The sequence below is a fragment of the uncultured Lutibacter sp. genome, assembly GCF_947495725.1.
Lineage (GTDB): Bacteria > Bacteroidota > Bacteroidia > Flavobacteriales > Flavobacteriaceae > Lutibacter.
Genome location: NZ_CANLZZ010000002.1, coordinates 58,303 through 80,937, shown reverse-complemented (window position 1 = coordinate 80,937; position 22,635 = coordinate 58,303). Strand labels below are relative to the sequence as shown.

Sequence of the window (22,635 nt, the reverse complement as noted above, 5' to 3'; positions counted from 1 at the left end):
AATGGAAGAATTAAAATACATAAAATTCGATAACTACCTTAATAAGGAACTTACTGGTGAGGAGTTATTATCTTTCGAAAAAAAATTACAATCTGATGCTGATTTTAAACAAGAGTTTGAAATATATAAAGCGTTAAATTCTTCCTTATCTTCAAAGTATGAAAATGAAGAGGAAGAAACAAAGCTTAGAAATACCTTATCAAATCTTGGTGCGACGTTTATAAAAGAAGAAAAGAAAGAAACCAAAGTAATTTCGTTAATGCGTTATCGAAAGTTAATGGTTGCAGCAAGTATTGCTTTGTTAATTGGTTTTTTTATATTTAAAAATGGGGATCCGGTTTATAGCGATTTTTCAAATCATGGTAATTTAGAATTGGTTGTTAGAGGAGATTCTAATGAAACATTATTAAAAGCGCAAGATGCCTTTAATAACAAAAACTATAAAACTGCCTTTGCCCAACTTATTGTTTTAGAAAAGGAGTTTCCAAATGATATTGAAATAAAATTATATAAAGGAATATCTCTTTTAGAATTAGATAAATTTCAAGAAGCCGAAACTATTTTCGATTCAATTTCTAAAGGAAATTCTGTTTTTAAATATAAAGCCACTTGGTACAAAGCTTTAAACTTGCTTAAACAAAAACAATTTGAAACTTGCGAAGAAGTGTTAAAAACAATTCCAGAAAGTGCTGAAGAATATGATTTAGCCAGTAAATTATTGAGAAAATTATAACTGCTATTTTAATAACAATTATAATTTTTTTGTAATTTCTATTTCTACACGTCGTGCTTTTGATGCATCCTTTGTATTATAATCAACTCCAAAAGAAGCGCTCTTAATAGCTTCGGATTTTACACCTTTTTCAATTAGGTAATTAAATACAGCTTGAGATCTTTTGGTAGATATAATTTTATTGTAGTTAACATTTCCAGAGGCGCTTGCAAATCCTTTAATTGTAAACAAAGCATTTGTAGTTGAACTATTTAAATACAACTCATCTAAAATAGCTTTATTTATTTCGTTTAAATTGAATTCGTTATTAAAAAAATACAGTTTTAAAGCAGTAACTTCAGTTTCCTTTTTAATTTCAACTGGAACAATTTTTTCTTTCTCCAATAATTGGATTTTTAGTGAATCTATTATTAATTGCTGATTTTTTAATTCGTTATTCTTTACCGCCAACAATTTCATATTTAATGAATCTATAGATTTACTTCCATTAAGTTCTTTTAAAACATATATTGTATCTGTTTTTAAAACTGTTTTTTCAATAAATACAGGTGGCGCTTTAACAAACGTTTCAACCACTTTACTTTTAGGAGTAGCATTTAACAACTTTAATTGTTCTTCAAAACCTTTTGAAATTTTCTTTTCTAAAGCAATAATTTCTTGTTCAAGTTTAGCTAATGCCAAAACATTAGTATCTGTTACATTTTCACTTATTTTTTCTTGCCTAGAAGTTGTACTATTTTTTTTAACTTCAATAGGCTCTTTAGGAAATACCAATACCATTTTATGGTTAACTGTATCTCCAACAACTTCCAATAGATTCTTATTACTGTTTAAATTAGATTCTTTATATAAAGAAAGTAATTTAGTTAATTTATTTATTCTTTGGTTTAGAGAATCTAGCACATTATCCCTAACAATTGCATTATTTAAAGCACTTGTTTTACTATACTTTTTCAAGGTTTTTGTAAGCGAAATTATCTCCGACTCAGAAATAACCACTTTACTTTCTTGCTTTTTAATTTGCGCAAAATTAGCAGTTGTAATAAAAAATATTACTACTAAAAAAACTACTTTATTTTCAATTTTCATCTAATATTTTTTTTTCGCAAATGTATATACAATTTATCAAATTTAGCAATAAAAAATAATTGTTAAACCAATAAAAAAATACATTACTTTTACGAGCAATTTTTTAAAAATCAGAAACATAGAAACAATTAAAAAAATAATTAAATGAAAAAAATATCAGTTGTACTAACAATAATTTTGTTGATTACTTCAAAGTTTACAGCTCAAGTAAAGGACATTAGTTTTACACTTTCACCTGCTGCCGAATATACTTGGTGGGATAATCAAGCTGGACTAAAAAATGATGTTTTGGTTGGTGGAAAGCTAGGATTTGGATTTGGAGAGTATATAGAGCTTCGCGCAGTATATTTACGCTCATTAGATTTACAAACAGATTTTTCGAAATTTGGAATTACCAATTTCGATGAAAATTTATTCAACAGTCAAAATGTATTTCTTACTCGTTGGGGTGGTGAATTTAAGGCCAATATTGGAACAAAAAAATTTAAACCTTATTTTACTATTGGCACAGGTATTCAAAATATTGAGGCAAATTCAAAAGATTTTGAACAAATTTACGCAAGTTTAGGCCTAGGATTTAAAGTTAATTTAGCTAAAAGAGCTATTTTATCTATTGAAGCAAAGAACACTACCTACAACTTTAATGCAGCCTCTAACCTATTAAGTGCTACCGATAAAACAATCTATAATATTGATGATGCTACCACAACAACAGACCGTTTGAGTAACTGGGGTTTAATGGGATCGCTTCAATTTTATTTGGGAGGAAGAAAACCTGGTACTCTTACTGAATTAGATGAAGCATATTTAAATAAAATTAAAGGTGGGCTTAGAGGAATTCAGTTAATAATAGAACCAAGTATTGCTCATATATCATTTGACGACAAATCGTTATTCAAAGACACCTACATGTTAGGTGGTTATGCTGGATTTGATTTTAATGAATATATAGGCCTAAGAGGATTTTATTTTAACGCAACAAATAACAACGAAATTTCCTTAGATTTTGATAAATTATCTATGTATGGATTAGAATTTAGAGCACGTTTAAATGATGGTAATGGAGTAACTCCTTATTTAATTTTAGGAGGCGGATACTTAAATTCTGATAATTTATATGTTGGCAAAACAAATTTAGAAGTTCCAAGTGGCGAATTTGCAACTGGTGGTTTAGGTTTAAACATTCCTTTAGGAAGAAGAATCCTTATTTCAGGTGGTTTACGTGCTATGTTTACAACTGGAGAAGATATTGCTAATATTTCTATTCCTAATGAGATTCAAACACATTTAATGTACAATGCTGGAATTAAATTTACAATTGGAAAAAACGCAAAAGAGGCTTCAATAACCAATGAAGAGTCTCATTCAAATAATGTAAATGCTCAAGCAAACACCAACAATATTGAAAAATTTAATGCACTTAAAAAGGAATATCAAAGTACTTTATCTTCATTAGATGATAAATTAAAAAAAGCATACGACACTAAAGATGCTGATACAGCCATATTGTTATTAGAAGAGAAAAAAGATGTATTATTAGCTTTAAAGGAAATTGAAAAATTTTCGGCAATTGAAAGTCAAAAGGATACTGCTTCAACAAATAATACAGTTATCCAAATGAATCCTACTGAATTTGAATCGTTAATTGATAGAATTTTAAAAGGTCTAAGTCAAGAATCAACTTCTCAAAACGCAGTATTAAATGTTTCTGATAGCCTTCACAACAATCAATTAGATTTATTAAACGCACGCATTAAAAGATTAGAAACGTTGCTTTTAGAAAATAAAAATGAGCAAAAAGTAATAGAAACTAACAAAAAGAATCAAAAAGAAGTTAAAATTGAAAAAGCTACAGCTATAGAAACAACTTCTACATCAAAAAAGGAAGTTAAAACTAAAAAGTCTGATAAACCGGAAAAACAGCTTAAGAAATTAAATAAAAAAACCTTAAAAAATATTGAACCTGTTGAGAAAGACAATAACAAAGTTAAGGAGGAAACTAAAATAGTTGATGTTGCTACAATTGACAATTCTGAGGAATTAACATCAGAACGGTTTTTAACATATAAAAATGCTTCAATTGAAGGAGGTTACCAATTTAACAATTCTGGATATCCTGTAATTGGAGCAAAAGCTTATTTTACAATGGGCAATTCTCCTTTTAAATTTGCGCCAGAAGTATTTGTGGGATTTAACGATAATATTCTGTTTGGAGCGTCCGGAAACATAATTTACCCGTTCTTAAAAGAAAATAGAAAAATACAACCATATATTGGAGCTGGACTAGGAGCATTATTAAATAGTGACAACACCAAAGGATTTTATAATGCAGTATTAGGCGCTTATTTACCTTTTATTTCAGAAAATTTATTTATTGATTACACAATGAGAAACACATTTGATTTGAATCAAATTTCTGTGGGATATAAACTACCATTTTAAGACAAATTTAAAAAAATTAATCCAGCTTATAAAGGACCTTTGTTTGTTCTTTATAAGCTGGATTTTCATTTTCAATTTTTTATAAATTAATATAGAAAATTGGATGTTTTATTTATATGAATATTATTTTCTACTCGGATTTATGTACTTCTAGTTCAATTTCAATCATAAATTCTGGTATTGCCAATTCTTTCACTCCAAGCCAAGAACCTGTTGGAAATTGTTTTGTATAAATCGAATTTCGATAACCGGCATTTTCAAGAAACAGCGGCATATTTGTAGTAAAAATATTTTCCACAATTACATCATCAAAAGTACAACCATAATGTTTTAATATTTTATCCAAATCGTCATAACAATTTTTCATTTGTTGCTTAAAATCTCCAATAGCAGTTGGGTTTCCTTCATTGTCCATACTTACGGCTCCTGATATTTTTATATCGTTTCCAATTTTAACGGCATGCGAATACCCATAGGCTTTTTCCACTTCCGGACGAAGCTGAAAATATTCAGGTTTTTCGACCTCAACTATTGGTTCGTGTTCAGGTACATGTGTCGATTCTTTTGCTTTTTCTTCACAACTTTGGAATACAAAAGTGAATGAAATAAAAATTGAAATTAAAGTAAATTGATTGATAATGTTAGTTAGTTTTTTCATAATAATTATTATTTAATGCCTACTTTTTTCGGTTTTCGGCTTTCCCGTTTACTTATAATTTATAGTCATGAGTTATTCAATTTAAGCCACTACTTTATAATAGATAAATAAATATTACTTTTTAATTTTAAGTTATAAAAATTAACTCATTTCGTGTAAAATTTACATTCAATAGCTAAAAAAGGGGTTGTTTAAAAATATTAAGTACTAAACAGTAATTTTAGAAAAGTAATTTTTCTTATTAAAATTAATTTTATTAGTTAGTAATAGCTAAATGTAAGTAAAATAAACGACAAACAACAAATGTAATGTACTGTCTATATAACTGTTAACATATTTTATCCCTAAAAAACAACTTATTTTTTTTGAGCCAAATAATAAGGTAACAGTTTATTCCTTCCGTGAAGAAACCTAGAATGACAATTAGTAATATCACCTTCAAATTCTAACTCCTTTGAAACAGCTAAATTAAATATTCCTTTCCCCTTTGCAATCCTTTCTAACCTATATAGGGCTTTAAATGAAAGTTTATTATATAAGGGTTCTAAAACCTGACATTGCTCAATAGTACCATTTTTAATATCCCAATTTTTAGCTTTTTCGCCTATTAAAATATCTTCAGAAAAATAAATTTCTTTCAACAATGGAAATCCAAATGCTAACACTTTTTTAGAACCTTCATTTGCAAAAAGTACTATTTCTTTATTTCTAACAATAAAAACTTTAATAAATCCATTATCCATATTAGATAATTGTGCAGCAGCTATTGAAGCCACTCCAACTCCATTTATTTCATGTCCTTTTAACTTAATGGCATTATCAAACCAATTATAAAAATCGCAAATCTCACTTATAGAAGTATACTTTAAACTTCCATTTTCTGCTCTCAAATTAAAAACATTAGCATTTTTCCAAACCTCTGTTTTTCTTTTTCTATCTTTTTTTAGCCAACAACCAGATTGTAAAATTTTGTTATTTGTAGTTTTTGTATAAGTTCTCATATTCCTATATTCCTGGGCATAAACACTTTTAAAAATGAATACAAAAAACAATATAAAACCAATCCTACTATACATTCTTAAACATCTTATTTTTACTAAACTAATGTAGGTATTAATTACTTAACAACTCTGTTATTTAAAACAGTTTTTAATTACTTTTGCCCTATGATTTTAACCGATACTCATACGCATTTATATAGCGAACAATTTGATAATGATAGAAATGAAATTGTACAACGAGCAATAGACTCTGGAGTTTCTAGAATGTTTATTCCTGCCATAGATTCTACTTATTTACCTGCAATGTTAGATTTGGAAAAGGCATTTCCAAAAAATACTTTTTTAATGATGGGATTACATCCTACTCATGTAAAAGAAAACGTGGCAGAAGAATTGGCTTTTGTAAAAGAATGGCTGGATAAACGAAATTTTTATGCTGTTGGCGAAATTGGTATTGATTTGTATTGGGATAAAACTTTTTTACAACAGCAACAAGATGCTTTTAAACAACAAATTGTTTGGGCAAAAGAGAAAAATTTACCAATTGTAATTCATTGTAGAGATGCTTTTGATGAGATTTTTGAAGTTTTAGAGGAAGTGAAAGACGATAAACTTTATGGTATTTTTCATTGTTTTACCGGAAATTTAGAACAAGCTAAACAAGCTATATCTTATAATATGAAATTAGGAATTGGTGGAGTTGTTACTTTTAAAAATGGTAAAATAGATAAGTTTTTAAACGAAATTCCGTTAAATCAAGTTGTTTTAGAAACCGATGCTCCTTATTTGGCTCCAACTCCTTATAGAGGTAAACGCAACGAAAGTAGTTATATCTTAAATGTATTGAATAAATTGGTGGATATTTATGGTTTGGCACCAGAAGAAATTGCTAAAATTACTACACAAAACTCTAAAGACATATTTGGAATTTAGTTATTATTCAACCCTATTAAAAGGAAAATCTGAATAATCATTTAGAATTAATTGTTCATTATTAATTGAAATAGACGTTGAAAACACCTCATTAAGTTCTATTAAATTCAAATTATCATTAACAATATTCCAATCAAATGAAATTAATGAAGAAGTAATGTTCGTTTCCTTAGTCCCATTTTTAACAATTTTATAACCTGTGTTGTTTGTATTAAATATAAGTCTAAATTCAAAATCCTCCCTAGAATCAGTTCGCAACCATTCACCTATTAAATGATCTGATGTATTAAATTCTTCGTTACTTTCACAAGAAAATATTGAAGAAATAATTAAAAATAATAGAAAAAACTTGGCTTTATTCATACGTTATAATATGGAATCTGATTTCATAGCTAGGCAAAGATAATTTAAAAAACACTGTTAAACAGCTAATTACAAATGATTTTAACAATTGGCAAGTTTCTTTAATTAAATGTATCTTTAAATTTAACAAATGAATTTATTAATAATTGGAAAATCTTGAAACTACATATTACAAAACCCCTATTGGTACAGCTAAAATTATAGGTTCAGTTCTAGGAATTTCAAATATTTCCGTAATTGATGAAGATATTGAGTCTTCAACTAATATTCCTGAGTGTTTAAAAGATTGTGTTCAACAACTTGATGAATATTTTAATAATAAACGAAATAACTTCTGCTTAAAGCTAAATCCAAAAGGAACAAAATTTCAGCAAAAAGTTTGGGTAAAACTACAAGAAGTACCTTTTGGTAAAACTAGAACCTATTTAGAACAAAGTAAAGCTTTGGGAGATGTTAAAGCAATACGCGCAGTTGCCTCCGCAAATGGAAAAAACCCTATTTGGATTGTTATTCCTTGTCACCGAATTATTGGAAGTGATGGTTCGTTAACGGGTTACGCAGGTGGAATATGGCGTAAAAAATGGTTATTACAACACGAAAGTCCTTCCAAACAACAATCATTATTTTAAACTATTTTTGTTGAAAATACGATTGTTTAAAAAATGAAAAAAGGATTCTTCTTATTGTTTCTTTTAATTAGCTCCATTGCTAATGCTCAATTTCAATCGAAAAATTTACATAAGAAATCCTTTATCGTTAAAAACGACACTGTAAATATAGATTCTGTAAGTATAACTCCTTTTAATTTTAAGGTATTTTCAAATTCAACATCCGAAATTGACTCAACAAAATACACTGTTGATTTTCCAAAATCATTACTGATTTTCAACTCAAATAATACTAAAAAATATAATGAAGTTGTAATACAATACACTTCATATCCAGCATTTTTAACCAAAAAATATTTCGATTTTGATGAAAAAAGAATTGTACCTAATACTTCAACTGAAGGACCTTTATATAGTTTAACAACTAACGAGCAAAAAATACCATTTAAACCTTTTGACGGATTAAAAACAACTGGAGATGTTACCCGAGGACTTACGGTAGGTAATAATCAAAATGGTGTTGTAAATTCTTCCTTAGATTTACAAATTGCAGGAAAATTATCGGATAAAGTAACATTAAAAGCATCAATAATTGATACCAATTTACCAATTCAAGAAAATGGAAATACATATAAAATAAACGAATTTGATCGTGTTTTTATGGAACTTTTTAGTGAAAATTGGAATATAAATGCTGGAGACATTTATTTAAACAACCAGGAAACTTCATTTTTAAGATTTAATAAAAAGGTATCAGGATTGCGTGTGCAGGCTAAAATTAAAAATGAAAATTCAGAAATAAATTTACAAGCATCCGGAGCCATTGTACGTGGTAAATACAACAGAATTCAAATTATTGGGCAAGAAGGAAATCAAGGTCCTTATTTTTTATCTGATTTTAATAATAAGTACATTCTAATTCTTTCGGGAACAGAACAAATTTATGTAAATGGACAGCTTCTAAAACGCGGTGAAAGTAATGATTATACAATAGATTATAATACTGCTGAGGTTACATTTACAACAACATTTCCTATAACAGGAAATATGAGAATTACTGCCGAATACCAATATAACGACCGTGTTTATAACCGATTTACAACCTATAACAACGTAACTTATAAAAGTGATAAATTATCTGTAAGTGGTTATTTTTATAATGAAAACGACCTAAAAAACCAATCTCTCGAACAAGATTTATCCAATGAACAAAAACAACAGCTTTCAAATGCGGGGAACGATAGCAATAAAATGGTATCTCCCTCGGCATATATTGATGCGTATTCTGAAGATAAAATTTTATATAAAAAAGTAAATTTTGGAACTATTGAAATTTTCGAATATTCTACCAACGAGAATGATGAATTATACAATGTTTCGTTTTCATATGTTGGAGAAAATTTAGGAAACTATATATTAAAAGATGTTATAGCTCTTGGAAAAATTTATGAATATGCCGGTGAAAACCTTGGAAATTATAACCCATTAATTCAATTAGTAGCACCAAACAAATTGCAAATTGCAGTTTTTAAAGCAAGTTATAATCCATCTTTTAAAACAACTATAAATACCGAAACTGCATTTAGTGTTTTTGATCAAAATTTATTTTCAAGTATCGACGATTCCAAAAATGATGGTTTGGCTTCAAAATTTAGTTGGGACCAACTAATTTTTCAAAAAAAATGGCAATTAAAAAGTAATGTGAAATTTGATTATATAAATGATCGTTTTAAAAGCGTTGAACGCGTTCAAAACATCGAATTTAATCGCGATTGGAATATTGAAAATACAATAGGAAATCAAAAACTTTTAAGTAGTTCATTAGCATTTTCAAACCAAAAAAATAATGCCATAAATTACCTATTTGAAAAGTTAGAATTTAGCGATTCATTTAAAGGAAACAGACACCATATTTTTGGAGATATTAATTATAAAAACTTTTTGTTAAATTTTAATGGAAGTGTTTTAAATAATGAAAATATAATGGACAAAGGAACTTTTTCTAGATATACTATAAACACTAAATACAATTTATCGAAAAGCTGGTATGGAGTTCTATTTAAAGGAGAACATAATAATCGTGTTGAAATTGAATCGAAATTACCTTTAAATTTAAGTCATAAATTCAATGAATATGAGGCTTTTTTAGGAATTGGAGATTCAACAAACGTATTTACTCAATTTGGAGCTAGTTTTCGATCAACCGATAGTATTCAAAATAACCATTTCGAGCGTGTTAATAATTCGAAAACCTTTTATTTAAAATCTACACTAGTAAATACTAATAACTCTCAACTTAACACTTATATCAATTATAGAACTGTTGAAAACAAAAATTTTAAAAATGAAGAATCGTTAAATTCAAAAATTACCTATAAACAGCAATTATTTAAACAGTTTTTAAACCTAAGTACAGTTTACCAAAACCAATCGGGAACTTTACCTCAGCAAGACTATTCGTATATAAAAACAGAACCTGGACAAGGATTTTATACTTGGATAGATTACAACAATAATGATATAAAAGAATTAAACGAATTCGAAATTGCTCAATTTACCGATCAAGCAACCTATTTAAGAATTATTTTGCCAACAGTAAATTATATTGCAACACATCAAAACAAGTTTTCACAAAGTGTTTCAATAAATCCGCAACAATGGAATTCTAAAAATGGGTTAAAAAAAATTATTTCTCAGTTTTATAACAACACTTATATAATGGTTGATAGTAAACAGAAAAAAGACGGAAACTCATTTAATTTAAACCCATTTAATACATCGAGTAATAACTTATTAGGATTAAATTATAACTTAAACAATAGCTTCTTTTTTAATAAAGGAAGAAAGAAATATTCAACTACCTACAGTTATATTCAATCTAAGAACAAAAACACTACAACTATTGATAATTTAGAAAATGATTTAGAATTACATAAAGTACAATTTGAACATAAAATTGGATCGTTTTGGCAATTTAACTTTACATTAAGTAATTCTTTAAATAACACAAATTCATTAAACTTTAACAATAGAAATTATAAACTAAAAAATAATTCAATACTTCCAAAAATCTCATATTACTATAATAGTAACACGTACTTTTCTATTTTTTATGAAGCCGAAAACAAAAAAAATAGAATTGGTGATTTAGAGGCTCTAGATTTACAAAAAATTGGTTTTGAAATAAATTATGCATCCCACAATAAAAACCTCTTAAAAGCCGATTTAAATTTGTTCAATAACAATTTTAAAGGCAATAGTAATTCTCCTATTGCATATCAAATGCTTGAAGGGTTGCAACCTGGAAAAAACTACACATGGAGCTTATTATTTTACAGAAAAATAAATTCGTTCCTAAATTTAAACATCAATTATTTAGGTCGAAAAAGCAAAAATTCAAAAACAATTCATACCGGAACTATTCAATTAAAAGCACTATTTTAAGGCTTTTAAAATTATGGTTCGGTTTTTGTAAACAGTTATTTAATTAATTAAAACATTATGAAAAACATTGCATTTACAATAATACTCTTATTTAGTTTAACGGTATTTTCACAAGGTTATAAAGGTTCATATCGAATTAATAAAAACCAACTACAAAACAACTATAGTAACCCTCCTTCTAATTTAAGTGAAATAAAAATAGATGGTGCCAAGTTAGCAATAGGAGGAATTATTGAAGCTAGTTACGAATTTGTAGGAAACGACTCGTCAGGTTATGGAGTTTCTGTTTTAATAAATCCAAGAGAAAACGACGCCTATTTCGAAAAGCTTTCTATAACTCCTTTTTACAGAATGTACTTTTTAAATCGTCAAGATTTTGGGGCTAGAGGCTTATTTATAGAGGGGTTTTCCAAATTTTCATTTGGAACACATGATGATTATTTTTATGACAATTTTGAAGATAATGACTATTTTGATACAGCACTAGGATTGTCTATTGGTAAAAAATGGGTAAATCACAATGGATTTGTTCTCGAAATTTTTGCCGGTGGAGGAAGAACCCTAGGTTTAAGTGATGTCTCTCCTGAAGGTTTTTTTAGAGGCGGAATATTTATAGGGAAACGATTTTAAAATAAAAAACGCCCAGCAAAATAGCTAGGCGTTTTTTATTTTTATTTTATTTGAAATTAATCAACAAGAATAATAATCTTGTTTTCTTTCATTTCAATTGTTCCACTTTTTATTGGTAATGAAAACTCACCTTTAGTATCAGTAAATTTATTTTCAAAACCTTCTTCAAGTTTAATGTTTGCACCTTTAAATTTTACATTTCCTTCAACTAACAAAGAAACAACAGGCGCGTGATTATTTAACATTTGAAACTCTCCATTAACACCAGGAACTGAAACTAATTCAACTTCTGAATGTAATAATGTTGCTTCTGGAGAAACTATTTCTAAAATCATATTTTTTAGTTTTAAGTTTAAGCCTCAGCTAACATTTTCTCACCAGCATCAATAGCATCTTGGATTGATCCTCTTAAGTTAAATGCTGCTTCAGGATATTTATCTAACTCACCATCCATAATCATATTAAATCCTTTAATAGTGTCTTTAATATCAACTAATACACCTGGTATACCTGTAAATTGTTCTGCTACGTGGAAAGGTTGAGACAAGAAACGTTGCGCTCTACGAGCTCTATGTACAACTAATTTATCTTCTTCAGATAACTCTTCCATACCAAGAATTGCAATAATATCTTGTAATTCTTTATAACGTTGTAATAACTCTTTTACATTTTGAGCACAATCATAATGTTCTTTTCCTAAAATATCAGCTGTTAAAATTCTTGATGTAGAATCTAATGGATCTACCGCAGGATAAATACCTAACTCAGCAATTTTACGAGATAATACTGTAGTTGCATCTAAATGCGCAAACGTTGTTGCTGGCGCTGGATCTGTTAAATCATCCGCAGGTACGTATACCGCTTGTACTGATGTAATAGAACCATTTTTAGTTGAAGTAATACGTTCTTGCATTGCTCCCATCTCTGTTGCTAATGTTGGTTGGTAACCTACCGCAGATGGCATACGACCTAACAATGCCGATACCTCAGAACCTGCTTGTGTAAAACGGAAAATATTATCCACGAAGAATAATACATCTTTTCCTTGCCCTTCACCTGCACCATCACGGAAATATTCAGCAATTGTTAAACCAGATAAAGCAACACGTGCACGTGCTCCAGGTGGCTCATTCATTTGTCCGAATACGAAAGTAGCTTTAGACTCTTTCATTCCAGCTTTATCTACCTTTGTTAAATCCCATCCTCCATCTTCCATAGAGTGCATAAAGTCATCTCCATATTTGATAATTCCAGATTCTAACATCTCTCTTAAAAGGTCATTCCCTTCACGAGTTCTTTCACCTACACCAGCAAATACTGATAATCCACCGTGACCTTTTGCAATATTATTAATTAACTCCTGAATTAATACGGTTTTACCTACTCCGGCTCCACCAAATAATCCAATTTTACCACCTTTTGCGTATGGTTCAATAAGATCAATTACTTTAATTCCTGTAAATAACACTTCTGTAGAAGTTGATAAATCTTCAAATTTTGGAGCTTGACGGTGAATTGGTAATCCATTTTCTCCTGCTTTTGGTAAATTTCCTAAACCATCAATTGCATCACCAATTACGTTGAATAAACGACCATAAATATCAGCTCCAACAGGCATTTGAATAGCACTCCCAGTTCCAACAACCTCAGTCCCTCTACTTAATCCATCCGTTGAATCCATTGATATAGTTCTTACAGTGTCTTCTCCAATATGAGACTGAACTTCTAATACTAAAATAGAACCATCTTCTCTATTAATTTCTAATGAATCGTATAATTTTGGAAGTTCTGCTCCAGAGTCAAATTCAACATCTATAACTGGACCAATAATTTGTGCAACTTTACCTGTAACCTTTGTCATTACTTTAAGTGTTTATATTTTAGATAATTAATCTTTTTAGTTTAACCGCATTTCGCAGGTTGCAAAGATAGTTTTTTGATTTTATTTTGAAAATAATTATATATATTTTTTAAAAAAGAAGCGCCCTAACATAATTAGAGCGCTTTAAAATCTTTTTATTATTTAGAATTATTATGGATTAATAGTCCATGATACAAAGTATTGCGAACCAATTTTCCCATTACCTGGCGCACTAAAATATTCTTTTCCTCCAAGGTTGGCTCCACCAATTTTAAAAGTAGATTTCCATTTTGGAATAGTATAGTTAACCTGAGCATCTACCACCGTTCTTGCATCTATTACAGCATCAACAAATGAAGATTGCCAAAAGTATTCATCACTCCAACGAACATTAACATTAAATCCTAAATTTTCTATTACCTCAGTATTTCCAATTGAAAATTTCACTTTATGTTCAGGTGTGTTGAATCCTGCTTCATAATCTGGGTCACTTGCCTGATCAAAATCAAATTTAGCAAAAGTATAACTTAAACCTAAACTATAATTTCCAGAAACTTTAGTCGACATTCCAATACTACCACCATATGATGCTATATCTGCTGTTGAATTTGTATACACTTGGAATGGTTGCCAATCTCCATTACCAATTGCAATTAATGCAGCCGGTGTTGGTCCTCCTAATTGTGGTGGAAGTGCAACTATATCCGAAAAATCAACATTTCCATAATGTGGTACTACCACTGTTTTATTTCCAATAAAATCTTCGTACTTATTATAATAAGCACTCGCATCTAAAGACAACCTTCCAAATCCTGCTCTATAACCAATTTCATAGGCAGTAACTTTTTCTGGTTTCACATAATCAAAATTACCAACTTTTAACAATGCTGGGTTAACAGTTCCTTGTGCAGCACTTGCTCCAAATTCACGAAGCGAAGCTAAAGTAAAAGCGTTTTCATAAGCAGCTCTACCTGTTAATTGTACTGCTTCAGGAAAACCTAATTGTTGTGCTGCTGCACTATTACCAATAGGATTAGACGTATATCTATCTAAGTTATCTGGTGCCGAACCCACCAAAATTGCTTGTGATGCATCTAAGCCAATATATTGATCTTGTGTTGTTGGATTTCTAAATCCAGTTTGAAATGACGCACGTAAATTTCTTGTTTTTCCTTGTCCTAATGAATAAGAAAGTGAGATTCTTGGTGAAACATTTCCATCAAAATTTTTAGCTTTATCATAACGGATGGATCCCGTAAATTTAAGACGATCATCTAAATATTTCTTTTGTATTTGTGTATAAGCACCGTATTCGTTATAATGAATTGGACCATCATAATCTGTAAAAATGGTTCCGCTAGAATTTAAAGAATATTGTCTCCATGAACCTCCCACTTGAATGTTTGCAAAATCAATTAACTTATGAAAGTTATAGTTTGCATCTGCATGATAAAGTTTTGTTTGGTCTTGAAATTTAGCTCCAGTTGCTAAATCTGGGTCGGAAGCTGTTGCATCTAAAGCTGCTTTAAATTCTGGTGTTCCCGGTTGCAAGGTCACAGTTGCATCTGCAAATTCTCTTGCTCCAGCATGTAATTGTGAAGAAGCTGCAGCAACATCTGTTGGTGAACCTCCTCCGTCTAAAATTTGCTTCGCTCCAAGTGCATATGCCCCTGCATAGGTTCCAAACCATTGTTGGGCATCTGCTTTATTCATATTAATACCAGCAAAACGCATATCATAAGAGTCTCCTGCATCTTCATCTGTCATATATGCTCTTACAAAAAAGTTATCGTTTTTAACTTCAATTTTATGCTGCTGCATAAAAAAGTTTTTTATGTTATATCTATTAGCTCCTTGGTAAATAGTATTTCCTTTACCAAATTTAGCATTATAAATAAGTTCTAAATCGTCTCCGTTTGGTCTATAATGGAAAGCTACATCAACTTTAGCACTTTCTGCTTCATAATCTGTTAAATCTCTCTCTTTATAACCTGTACGAGATACATTATCCTTAGGGATTAAAGAAACCAAAGGAGCTAGTTCAGGATTGGTAGTTGAGGCTAAAAAACCAGCCACACCTTGTAAATCTCCAAAAGGAGTTTCTGATAATTGTACTTCATCTCCATATACATTTAATCTATCAAATGACGTTTGTCCTGTTTCAGGAACCAATTTTGAAGGCTCACCAGATACACTATTAAGGTGGTCAAAATCTCTATAATCTGTTGCATACCATTCTGTTCCTTTTAAGAATGAAAAAGATGCTTTAGCTGCAAATTTATCACTAAATTTATGAGCTACTCTAATTCCAGCATCCACAAAATTATTATCTCCGGCTTCTTTTGAAGAAGTGATTCCTGTTTTACCATAAACACTAATTCCTGCAGAATCGAAAGGATTTCTACTGGTCATAAATAAAATTCCGTTAAAAGCATTTGCACCGTATAATGCTGAAGATGCTCCAGGCAATAATTCTACTGTATTTACATCTAATTCAGACATACCTAAAAGATTCCCTAAATTAAAATTAAGAGCTGGCGATGAATTGTCCATACCATCAACTAATTGCATAAAACGGGTATTTGCAAAAGTTGCAAAACCTCTAGTATTAATTGATTTAAACGTTAAACTATTTGTATTAACATCAACACCCTTTAAATTTTCTAACCCATCATAAAAAGTTGGAGAGGATGTATTTTTTATCTCTCTAATATCCATTCTTTCGATAGTTACTGGAGATTCTAAAACTCTTTCTGGAGTTCTTGATGCTGAAACAACAACTTCATCTAAAGCAGTTGCAGATTCTTCCAATAAAATATTTAATGATTGATTGTTTTCTGAAACTTCCACTGTTGTTGAAGAGAAGCCAATTAATGAAACCTCTAAAGAAAAAGGTGGATTTTGGGCTATTTTTAATGTAAAATTCCCATCGAAGTCGGTTGTTGTTCCTATTGATTTTCCTACTACTTTAATATTAGCACCTGGAATAGGCTCACCAGTTTTTGCTTCCTTTACAGATCCTGAAATTGATGTCTGGGCGACCATCACAAAACCCGTAAAAAGTGCAAAAAAAACACTTATTACTGTTTTCATAATTACGTATTATTAAAATTGATTAACTATTAACTTAATTGCAAAGTACAATTTTTTTCGATTTATCCTAAAAAATGCATTATAATTTTTGAATTTAGTTTAATATTACCCCTAAAAAGGTGAATAATTTTCATATTCGCAGTAAGACCTTATTTTTAACATTCTTGCATTTCCAAAAATAAAATCAATTTTATTTACCTAAATTTGTCGGAACTAAAAAAACAAACAATTATGATTAAAACAATTCATTCTTATTGGGCTTACGTTGTTTTGGCAATTTTAATTATTGCTACCATAAACGCAATAATTGGTTTAACTTCTAAGAAAAAATTTGAAGCAAAAGATTTACGAATTTCATTATTTGCCCTTATTACGTCTCATATTCAACTTATAATAGGGTTTATTGCATTTTACACTTCTTCATTTTATGAAACCATGAGAGGAATTGGAATGGGAGAGGTTATGAAAAATAGTGAGTTGAGAAAAATTTTAGTAGAACACCCTATAGTAGGTATTATTGCAATTACTTTAATTACTATGGGTTTCTCTAAACACAAAAAGAAAACAACTGATAATTCTAAATTTAAAACAATTGCAGTATTTTATGCAATTGCATTAATTTTAATATTAAGTCGCATTCCTTGGTCTCAATGGTTTTCAAATTAAAATAATACAATCCTAAGCTTATTGCTTGGGATTTTTTTTAGAGAATTAGCATGAAAAAAATTATATCTTATATACTATCAGTAATATTCTATCTTTTTTACGGAATTTTTTTAGTGTTTTTTCATGGTCTACAATGGTTAGGTTTTAATATTGGAAAATATAAAGGGCATAAAGCAATTGTAGATATTATGAATTGCACACTAACCTATCTACTTTATGTATTAGGTACAAAAATCAAATTTATAAGCAATTATCCTATACCCAAAAACGTTCCTTTAATAATAGTATCAAATCACCAAAGCATGCATGATATTTGTCCGCTTGCTTGTTTTTTAAAAGATTATCACCCTAAATTTGTTTCAAAAATAGAACTAGGAAAAGGAATTCCAAGTGTATCTTATAATTTAACTCATGGTGGATCTGTATTAATTGACCGAAAAGATCCTCGCCAATCACTTGCTGCTTTAAAAGATTTTGGAAAATATATTGAAGCAAACAACTATGCAGCTGTAATTTTTCCTGAGGGCACTAGAAGTAAAAATGGTGAACCAAGACGATTTTCGGAAAACGGATTAAAAATGTTAACCAAATTTGCACCTTCAGCTTATGTAGTTCCTGTAACAATTAATAATTGCTGGAAACTAAATAAATATGGAATGTTTCCTTTAGAAGTTGGCGTAAATGTTACTTTAGAATTTCACGAAGCAATTGAAGCAAAATCAATGAAATTTGAAGAGCTATTTCAAAAAGTTGAAAGTACTATAAAAAATTCCGTAGTTTAGTAGCCTACTAAACTAAAAAAAACGAACATGTCATTACACAATATCCGGTTAGAGGTAATGCTAACCCTTGAAAAAAATATAGATACTTTTGTAGAAAAGTTTTTAATTACACCTGAAAAAATTTGGCAACCTACAGATTTTTTACCCAATTCTCAAAGTGAAAACTTTTTAGAAGAAGTTAAAGAGATTCGAGAATTATCAAAAGAAATGGATGATGATTTTTGGGTTGTTTTAGTTGGCGACACTATAACCGAAGAAGCTCTACCCACTTATGAATCTTGGCTTTTAGACGTAGAAGGAATTTCTCAACACAGCAATGAACAAGGAGATAATGGATGGGCAAAATGGATTAGAGCCTGGACAGGTGAAGAAAATAGACACGGAGATGTTTTAAACAAATACTTATATCTTTCTGGAAGAGTTAATATGCGCGAAGTGGAAATTACCACTCAACATTTAATAAGCGATGGTTTTGACATTGGAACATCTCGTGATCCATATAAGAATTTTGTGTATACCAGTTTTCAAGAATTGGCAACTTATGTATCGCATAATAATGTCGCTAAAATAGCTCGAAAAAATGGTCACAAATTATTAGCTAAAATGTCTAAAATAATTGCCGGAGATGAAATGCGTCACCATTTAGCTTACACAGAATTTGTGCGTCAAATATTTCAACATGACCCAAGCGAAATGATGCTAGCTTTTCAACATATGATGAAACATAAAATTGTAATGCCTGCAGTGCATTTACGTCATTCTGGGGAAGCAAAAGGAACATTGTTCGATCAATTTTCGACCGTAGCACAAAGAGCTGGAGTTTATACTGGTTTTGATTATGTAGATATTATTAAAAAACTAAACTCTACTTGGGAAATTGACAAAATCACAGGTTTAACCTCTGAAGGAGAAAAAGCTAGAGATTATTTAATGAAATTACCGGATAGAATGTACAGAATAACAGAACGAATAGTTGTACCCGACACAAAATATAACTTTAAATGGATGAATCCATTAACCTAAAAAGTTTATTCATTCAAAAGCTCAAGTGCATATTTAATTTTCACTTGAGCTTTTTTTTAATTTCTAAAGTACATTTCTAAAATATACTTGTACTTTTTTATTTTTCTATAATGAAAATTGTACTTCTTAAAATAAAACTAATTAATTTGAAAAGAGTCTCTGTCGTTTAAAAAATTTAATTTCTTTCGTGTATCGATAATATGGCTTTTGTTCAATTCAATTTGTTGAACTAAACTTTTCTCTTCATCTAAATTACTTTGAATTTCACCTAAACAATTGTACACTGCTGAATGACCATTGTATTCTAAATTATTTGCATCAGCGCCTATCCTATTAACTCCAATAGTATAACACATATTTTCAATGGCACGTGCTTTTAATAAAGTATCCCACGCTAAAATTCTTAATTTAGGCCAATTTGCAACATATAGTAACACATCATATTCTTCAATGTTTCTGGAAAACACCGGAAAACGTAAATCGTAACAAACTTGCGGGCAAATTTTCCAACCTTTATAATTTATAATTACTTTTTCTTCTCCTGCAGTATATACTTTCTCCTCGCCAGCCAATGTAAATAAATGCCTTTTGTTATAAAATTCTATTTTTCCTGATGGGTGCACAAATAAAAACCTATTATAAAATTTACTTTCATCTTTTATAATAACACTTCCTGCAACAGCTGCTTGCTTTTTTAAAGCTAATTTTTGCATCCATTGAACCGTTTTACCATCCATAGATTCTGCAATTGCATTTGGCTGCATACTAAACCCAGTGGTAAACATTTCAGGAAAAACAATTAAATCAACGTCTTTAGAAATGTTTTTTATCATTTCTATAAAGTTAATTCTATTAAGTTCTGCATTTTGCCAAACTATTTCAGATTGAATTAAAGCTATTTTTAAATGTTGCATAATATTTCTGCTGCTTGTTTTAAGGTATCATTTGTTTTAGCAAAACAAAAACGTAATACTTTTGTATCTAAGTTATTTTCGTTAAAAACCGAAATTGGAATTGAAGCAACTCCATATTCTTTTATTAATCTTATCGCAAAATCAACATCGGCTTCGTCTGTTATATTTTTATAATTCATTAATTGAAAATATGTACCATTTGATGGCGCAAAACTAAAACGAGAATCTTTCATTAAACTTAAAAAAAGGTCTCTTTTTTCTTGATAAAAATCACCTAATTTTAAATAAGTTTGCGGATTTTGTATATATTTTGCCAACCCAACTTGCATTGGATGATTAACGCTAAACACATTAAACTGATGCACTTTTTGAAATTCTTTCATTAATTCTTTCGGAGCCATACAATACCCTACTTTCCAACCTGTGTTATGAAAAGTTTTTCCAAATGAGGCTGTTATAAACGTTCTTTCTGCTAAACCTGGAAATAAGGCAGCCGATTGGTGTTGAGTTCCATCAAAAATAATATGTTCGTAAACCTCATCGCTTAACAAAATAATGTTAGTTCCAACTAACAATTTTTCAAGAGCTATCATATCTTCTTTAGAAAATACCTTTCCCGAAGGATTATGAGGCGTATTAATTAAAATCATTTTGGTTTTGGGAGTAATTAACATCCTCACCTCATCCCAATTCACTTTAAACGTTTCTGGATTTAATTGATAGGAAACAACTTTTCCTCCAAACAATTCAATAGTTGGCTCATAACTGTCATAAGCTGGCTTAAATATAATTACCTCATCAGCCCTATTTATTGTTGCCGCAATAGCTGTAAATATGGCTTGAGTTGCTCCGGCTGTTATGGTTATTTCATTTTCTGGATTATAATGTATTCCATATAAATTTTCTGTTTTCTCAGAAATAGTTCTTCGCAAACTAAATATGCCTGCCATTGGAGCATATTGATTTTTCCCATTTAACATGGCATTATTTACCATTTTTTTAAGTTCTAAAGAACTTTCAAAATTTGGAAATCCCTGGGATAAATTAATGGCTTTGTGTTTAAAAGCCAAACCACTCATTACTGAAAAAATGGAGCTTTCAACATTTTGTAATTTAGACTGAATACTCGATTTATAAGTTGGCATTTATATATTTTAATTTTTATTCTAGTTAACTAGTTCATATTGTTTTTTCAATGGAACTCCATAATGAGATTCTAATTCAGATTTAATTTTTCTAAAAAACTCAGTATCTGGTGGTACATTAAAATTCTTCCAAAATTCTGCATTGTAGGGAACTTTCATATCTCCCATATCCATTACCTGGTTATAATGTTTTCCAAATTTTATTTTTTTTCTATCAGTTTCAATATTCATAACAAAAGCCTCGTGTCTATAAGCAACTTTAACTTTTGTACCTTCTGGTTTTTTGGCTAGCTTTCGTTGAAATTCTGGCAGCAACTCCTCAGATTCCCATACACGATTATGATAACTTAAATATAGTTTTCCATCTTTATTCTTTTTATAAACATACACAGCATCCAAATCGGAAGTCTCAATTTTATATATACCATAGGTATCAACCCCTATATACAATCTAATAAAATTCCATTTACCTTTTCGACCTTCCATTATAACTACATCTTCGCCATCATAGGATGTATCCCCTTTTTTTGTCCATTTATACTGTTTAAGATTAATTCCATTTCTTATCGGGTTTCTAGTAGCCATCACCTTAATATTATGAATTGGAAACTTCTTTTTTATAAAACGATAATCGGCTGATTTTCTACCTTCAACAATTTCAATATTATTAAACCCACTTGTTCCGGGTCCATAATCAATTACATTTAAGTAGTGTTCTACAAAAAATCTTGATTTACCCTCTTCTTCTGAAGCTCTTCGATAAAGAATTTTTAATTGATGTCTAGAGCTTACACTATTTTGACGTACATTTTTAATTGCTCTTTTTACGTAATCTATATTTTTAATGATTTCTACTGTACTTAAAGAAGTTACGTGCTCTTTAATAATAATATTTTTATTTTTATTATTGATAAAATCTTGAATTTTAAGCTTTAAAGATTCAAATCCAATACTTGATATTAATAAAGAATCTTTTAAGTTTTCTTTTGAAACGGATAGACTAAAACCACCTTCTTCTGTACTTGAAGTACCATTATTTTTATTGATAATAGTAATTGAAGCATAAGGAATTGTCATATTATTTTCATCTATTATAACACCTTCTAATATAATTTTCTCCTGCTGTGCATTTATTGATACAACTCCAATAAAAAAAACAATAAATAAGGTCCAATTTTTAAATAATTTCATTTCAGGTCTTTTATATAATCTTTTAAATATACATAATTTTCTTATTTACATAAATTACC

Annotated in this window: 19 protein-coding genes; 9 read left to right on the top strand and 10 right to left on the bottom strand. The window is 29.4% G+C overall.

The window, feature by feature from the left end; all coding sequences use genetic code 11:
- Nucleotide 1 precedes the first annotated feature (1 nt).
- The gene (locus tag Q0776_RS04020; protein ID WP_298365269.1) at nucleotides 2-733 is read left to right on the top strand and encodes a CDC27 family protein; all 732 of its coding nucleotides are present in this window, start codon (nucleotides 2-4) and stop codon (nucleotides 731-733) included.
- 18 nt (nucleotides 734-751) lie between these two features.
- Here the strand turns inward: Q0776_RS04020 and Q0776_RS04015 are convergent, their stop codons facing one another.
- Nucleotides 752-1,822, bottom strand: a complete 1,071-nt coding sequence (locus Q0776_RS04015; RefSeq protein WP_298365267.1) for an OmpA family protein — start codon at nucleotides 1,820-1,822, stop codon at nucleotides 752-754.
- Nucleotides 1,823-1,966: 144 nt separating this feature from the next.
- On the opposite strand from Q0776_RS04015, the gene Q0776_RS04010 reads away from it, so the two are divergent.
- Nucleotides 1,967-4,264 carry a hypothetical protein gene (locus Q0776_RS04010; protein WP_298365265.1) on the top strand — a complete coding sequence of 766 codons (2,298 nt, stop codon included), beginning with the start codon at nucleotides 1,967-1,969 and terminating at the stop codon, nucleotides 4,262-4,264.
- A 130-nt stretch (nucleotides 4,265-4,394) separates the two neighbouring features.
- Here Q0776_RS04010 and Q0776_RS04005 read toward each other — a convergent pair whose 3' ends face one another.
- Together Q0776_RS04005 and Q0776_RS04000 are read right to left on the bottom strand one after the other, a co-directional pair.
- Nucleotides 4,395-4,922: a RidA family protein gene (locus Q0776_RS04005; protein WP_298365262.1), complete on the bottom strand. Its 528-nt coding sequence runs from the start codon at nucleotides 4,920-4,922 to the stop codon at nucleotides 4,395-4,397.
- 356 nt (nucleotides 4,923-5,278) lie between these two features.
- Nucleotides 5,279-5,923 (bottom strand): hypothetical protein, encoded by a 645-nt coding sequence (locus tag Q0776_RS04000; protein ID WP_298365260.1) that lies wholly within the window; start codon nucleotides 5,921-5,923, stop codon nucleotides 5,279-5,281.
- 165 nt (nucleotides 5,924-6,088) lie between these two features.
- Here Q0776_RS04000 and Q0776_RS03995 point away from each other — a divergent pair, with 165 nt between their 5' ends.
- Nucleotides 6,089-6,856, top strand: coding sequence for a TatD family hydrolase (locus tag Q0776_RS03995; protein ID WP_298365258.1), 768 nt, complete (start codon nucleotides 6,089-6,091; stop codon nucleotides 6,854-6,856).
- Between the two features lie 3 nt (nucleotides 6,857-6,859).
- On the opposite strand, the gene Q0776_RS03990 is transcribed toward Q0776_RS03995, so the two are convergent.
- A complete protein-coding gene (locus tag Q0776_RS03990) occupies nucleotides 6,860-7,219 on the bottom strand; it encodes a hypothetical protein (protein WP_298365256.1) in 360 nt (119 codons plus the stop codon).
- A 146-nt stretch (nucleotides 7,220-7,365) separates the two neighbouring features.
- Here Q0776_RS03990 and Q0776_RS03985 point away from each other — a divergent pair, with 146 nt between their 5' ends.
- The 3 genes from Q0776_RS03985 to Q0776_RS03975 are packed head-to-tail and all read left to right on the top strand — an operon-like array spanning nucleotide 7,366 to nucleotide 11,901.
- Nucleotides 7,366-7,848, top strand: coding sequence for a methylated-DNA--[protein]-cysteine S-methyltransferase (locus tag Q0776_RS03985; protein ID WP_298365253.1), 483 nt, complete (start codon nucleotides 7,366-7,368; stop codon nucleotides 7,846-7,848).
- A gap of 33 nt (nucleotides 7,849-7,881) precedes the next feature.
- On the top strand, nucleotides 7,882-11,271 hold the full coding sequence (locus Q0776_RS03980) for a hypothetical protein (RefSeq protein ID WP_298365251.1): 3,390 nt from the start codon (nucleotides 7,882-7,884) through the stop codon (nucleotides 11,269-11,271).
- Nucleotides 11,272-11,328: 57 nt separating this feature from the next.
- Nucleotides 11,329-11,901: a hypothetical protein gene (locus Q0776_RS03975; RefSeq protein ID WP_298365249.1), complete on the top strand. Its 573-nt coding sequence runs from the start codon at nucleotides 11,329-11,331 to the stop codon at nucleotides 11,899-11,901.
- 56 nt (nucleotides 11,902-11,957) lie between these two features.
- Here Q0776_RS03975 and Q0776_RS03970 read toward each other — a convergent pair whose 3' ends face one another.
- The 3 genes from Q0776_RS03970 to Q0776_RS03960 all read right to left on the bottom strand — a co-directional run bounded on the left by Q0776_RS03970 (nucleotide 11,958) and on the right by Q0776_RS03960 (nucleotide 16,855).
- A complete protein-coding gene (locus Q0776_RS03970) occupies nucleotides 11,958-12,236 on the bottom strand; it encodes a F0F1 ATP synthase subunit epsilon (RefSeq protein ID WP_298365248.1) in 279 nt (92 codons plus the stop codon).
- A 17-nt stretch (nucleotides 12,237-12,253) separates the two neighbouring features.
- Nucleotides 12,254-13,762, bottom strand: a complete 1,509-nt coding sequence (atpD, locus tag Q0776_RS03965) for a F0F1 ATP synthase subunit beta (protein ID WP_298365247.1) — start codon at nucleotides 13,760-13,762, stop codon at nucleotides 12,254-12,256.
- A 171-nt stretch (nucleotides 13,763-13,933) separates the two neighbouring features.
- On the bottom strand, nucleotides 13,934-16,855 hold the full coding sequence (locus Q0776_RS03960) for a TonB-dependent receptor (protein ID WP_298365245.1): 2,922 nt from the start codon (nucleotides 16,853-16,855) through the stop codon (nucleotides 13,934-13,936).
- Nucleotides 16,856-17,086: 231 nt separating this feature from the next.
- Here Q0776_RS03960 and Q0776_RS03955 point away from each other — a divergent pair, with 231 nt between their 5' ends.
- From Q0776_RS03955 to Q0776_RS03945, 3 genes are read left to right on the top strand one after another with little or no spacing between them, the layout of a single operon-like run.
- A complete protein-coding gene (locus Q0776_RS03955) occupies nucleotides 17,087-17,521 on the top strand; it encodes a hypothetical protein (protein ID WP_298365244.1) in 435 nt (144 codons plus the stop codon).
- 50 nt (nucleotides 17,522-17,571) lie between these two features.
- Nucleotides 17,572-18,303, top strand: coding sequence for a lysophospholipid acyltransferase family protein (locus tag Q0776_RS03950; protein ID WP_298365243.1), 732 nt, complete (start codon nucleotides 17,572-17,574; stop codon nucleotides 18,301-18,303).
- Between the two features lie 27 nt (nucleotides 18,304-18,330).
- Nucleotides 18,331-19,326: an acyl-ACP desaturase gene (locus tag Q0776_RS03945; RefSeq protein WP_298365242.1), complete on the top strand. Its 996-nt coding sequence runs from the start codon at nucleotides 18,331-18,333 to the stop codon at nucleotides 19,324-19,326.
- 137 nt (nucleotides 19,327-19,463) lie between these two features.
- On the opposite strand, the gene Q0776_RS03940 is transcribed toward Q0776_RS03945, so the two are convergent.
- From Q0776_RS03940 to Q0776_RS03930, 3 genes are read right to left on the bottom strand one after another with little or no spacing between them, the layout of a single operon-like run.
- A complete protein-coding gene (locus Q0776_RS03940; RefSeq protein ID WP_298365241.1) occupies nucleotides 19,464-20,240 on the bottom strand; it encodes an amidohydrolase in 777 nt (258 codons plus the stop codon).
- Entirely contained in the window at nucleotides 20,228-21,385 is a 1,158-nt protein-coding gene (locus tag Q0776_RS03935) for a methionine aminotransferase (RefSeq protein ID WP_298365239.1), read from the bottom strand. Before Q0776_RS03935 ends, Q0776_RS03940 begins: the two co-directional genes overlap by 13 nt.
- Nucleotides 21,386-21,406: 21 nt before the next feature.
- Nucleotides 21,407-22,576, bottom strand: coding sequence for a carboxypeptidase-like regulatory domain-containing protein (locus tag Q0776_RS03930; protein ID WP_298365238.1), 1,170 nt, complete (start codon nucleotides 22,574-22,576; stop codon nucleotides 21,407-21,409).
- Nucleotides 22,577-22,635: the final 59 nt, after the last annotated feature.

Coding starts and splice junctions, on each gene's coding strand:
- Q0776_RS03995 (WP_298365258.1), top strand. CDS start 6,089: ATGATTTTAACCGATACTCATACGCATTTATATAGCGAACAATTTGAT.
- Q0776_RS03930 (WP_298365238.1), bottom strand. CDS start 22,576: ATGAAATTATTTAAAAATTGGACCTTATTTATTGTTTTTTTTATTGGA.
- Q0776_RS03990 (WP_298365256.1), bottom strand. CDS start 7,219: ATGAATAAAGCCAAGTTTTTTCTATTATTTTTAATTATTTCTTCAATA.
- Q0776_RS03955 (WP_298365244.1), top strand. CDS start 17,087: ATGATTAAAACAATTCATTCTTATTGGGCTTACGTTGTTTTGGCAATT.
- Q0776_RS03975 (WP_298365249.1), top strand. CDS start 11,329: ATGAAAAACATTGCATTTACAATAATACTCTTATTTAGTTTAACGGTA.
- Q0776_RS04000 (WP_298365260.1), bottom strand. CDS start 5,923: ATGAGAACTTATACAAAAACTACAAATAACAAAATTTTACAATCTGGT.
- Q0776_RS03935 (WP_298365239.1), bottom strand. CDS start 21,385: ATGCCAACTTATAAATCGAGTATTCAGTCTAAATTACAAAATGTTGAA.
- Q0776_RS03950 (WP_298365243.1), top strand. CDS start 17,572: ATGAAAAAAATTATATCTTATATACTATCAGTAATATTCTATCTTTTT.
- Q0776_RS04015 (WP_298365267.1), bottom strand. CDS start 1,822: ATGAAAATTGAAAATAAAGTAGTTTTTTTAGTAGTAATATTTTTTATT.
- Q0776_RS04020 (WP_298365269.1), top strand. CDS start 2: ATGGAAGAATTAAAATACATAAAATTCGATAACTACCTTAATAAGGAA.
- Q0776_RS03960 (WP_298365245.1), bottom strand. CDS start 16,855: ATGAAAACAGTAATAAGTGTTTTTTTTGCACTTTTTACGGGTTTTGTG.
- Q0776_RS04010 (WP_298365265.1), top strand. CDS start 1,967: ATGAAAAAAATATCAGTTGTACTAACAATAATTTTGTTGATTACTTCA.
- atpD (WP_298365247.1), bottom strand. CDS start 13,762: ATGACAAAGGTTACAGGTAAAGTTGCACAAATTATTGGTCCAGTTATA.
- Q0776_RS03940 (WP_298365241.1), bottom strand. CDS start 20,240: ATGCAACATTTAAAAATAGCTTTAATTCAATCTGAAATAGTTTGGCAA.
- Q0776_RS03970 (WP_298365248.1), bottom strand. CDS start 12,236: ATGATTTTAGAAATAGTTTCTCCAGAAGCAACATTATTACATTCAGAA.
- Q0776_RS03980 (WP_298365251.1), top strand. CDS start 7,882: ATGAAAAAAGGATTCTTCTTATTGTTTCTTTTAATTAGCTCCATTGCT.
- Q0776_RS04005 (WP_298365262.1), bottom strand. CDS start 4,922: ATGAAAAAACTAACTAACATTATCAATCAATTTACTTTAATTTCAATT.
- Q0776_RS03945 (WP_298365242.1), top strand. CDS start 18,331: ATGTCATTACACAATATCCGGTTAGAGGTAATGCTAACCCTTGAAAAA.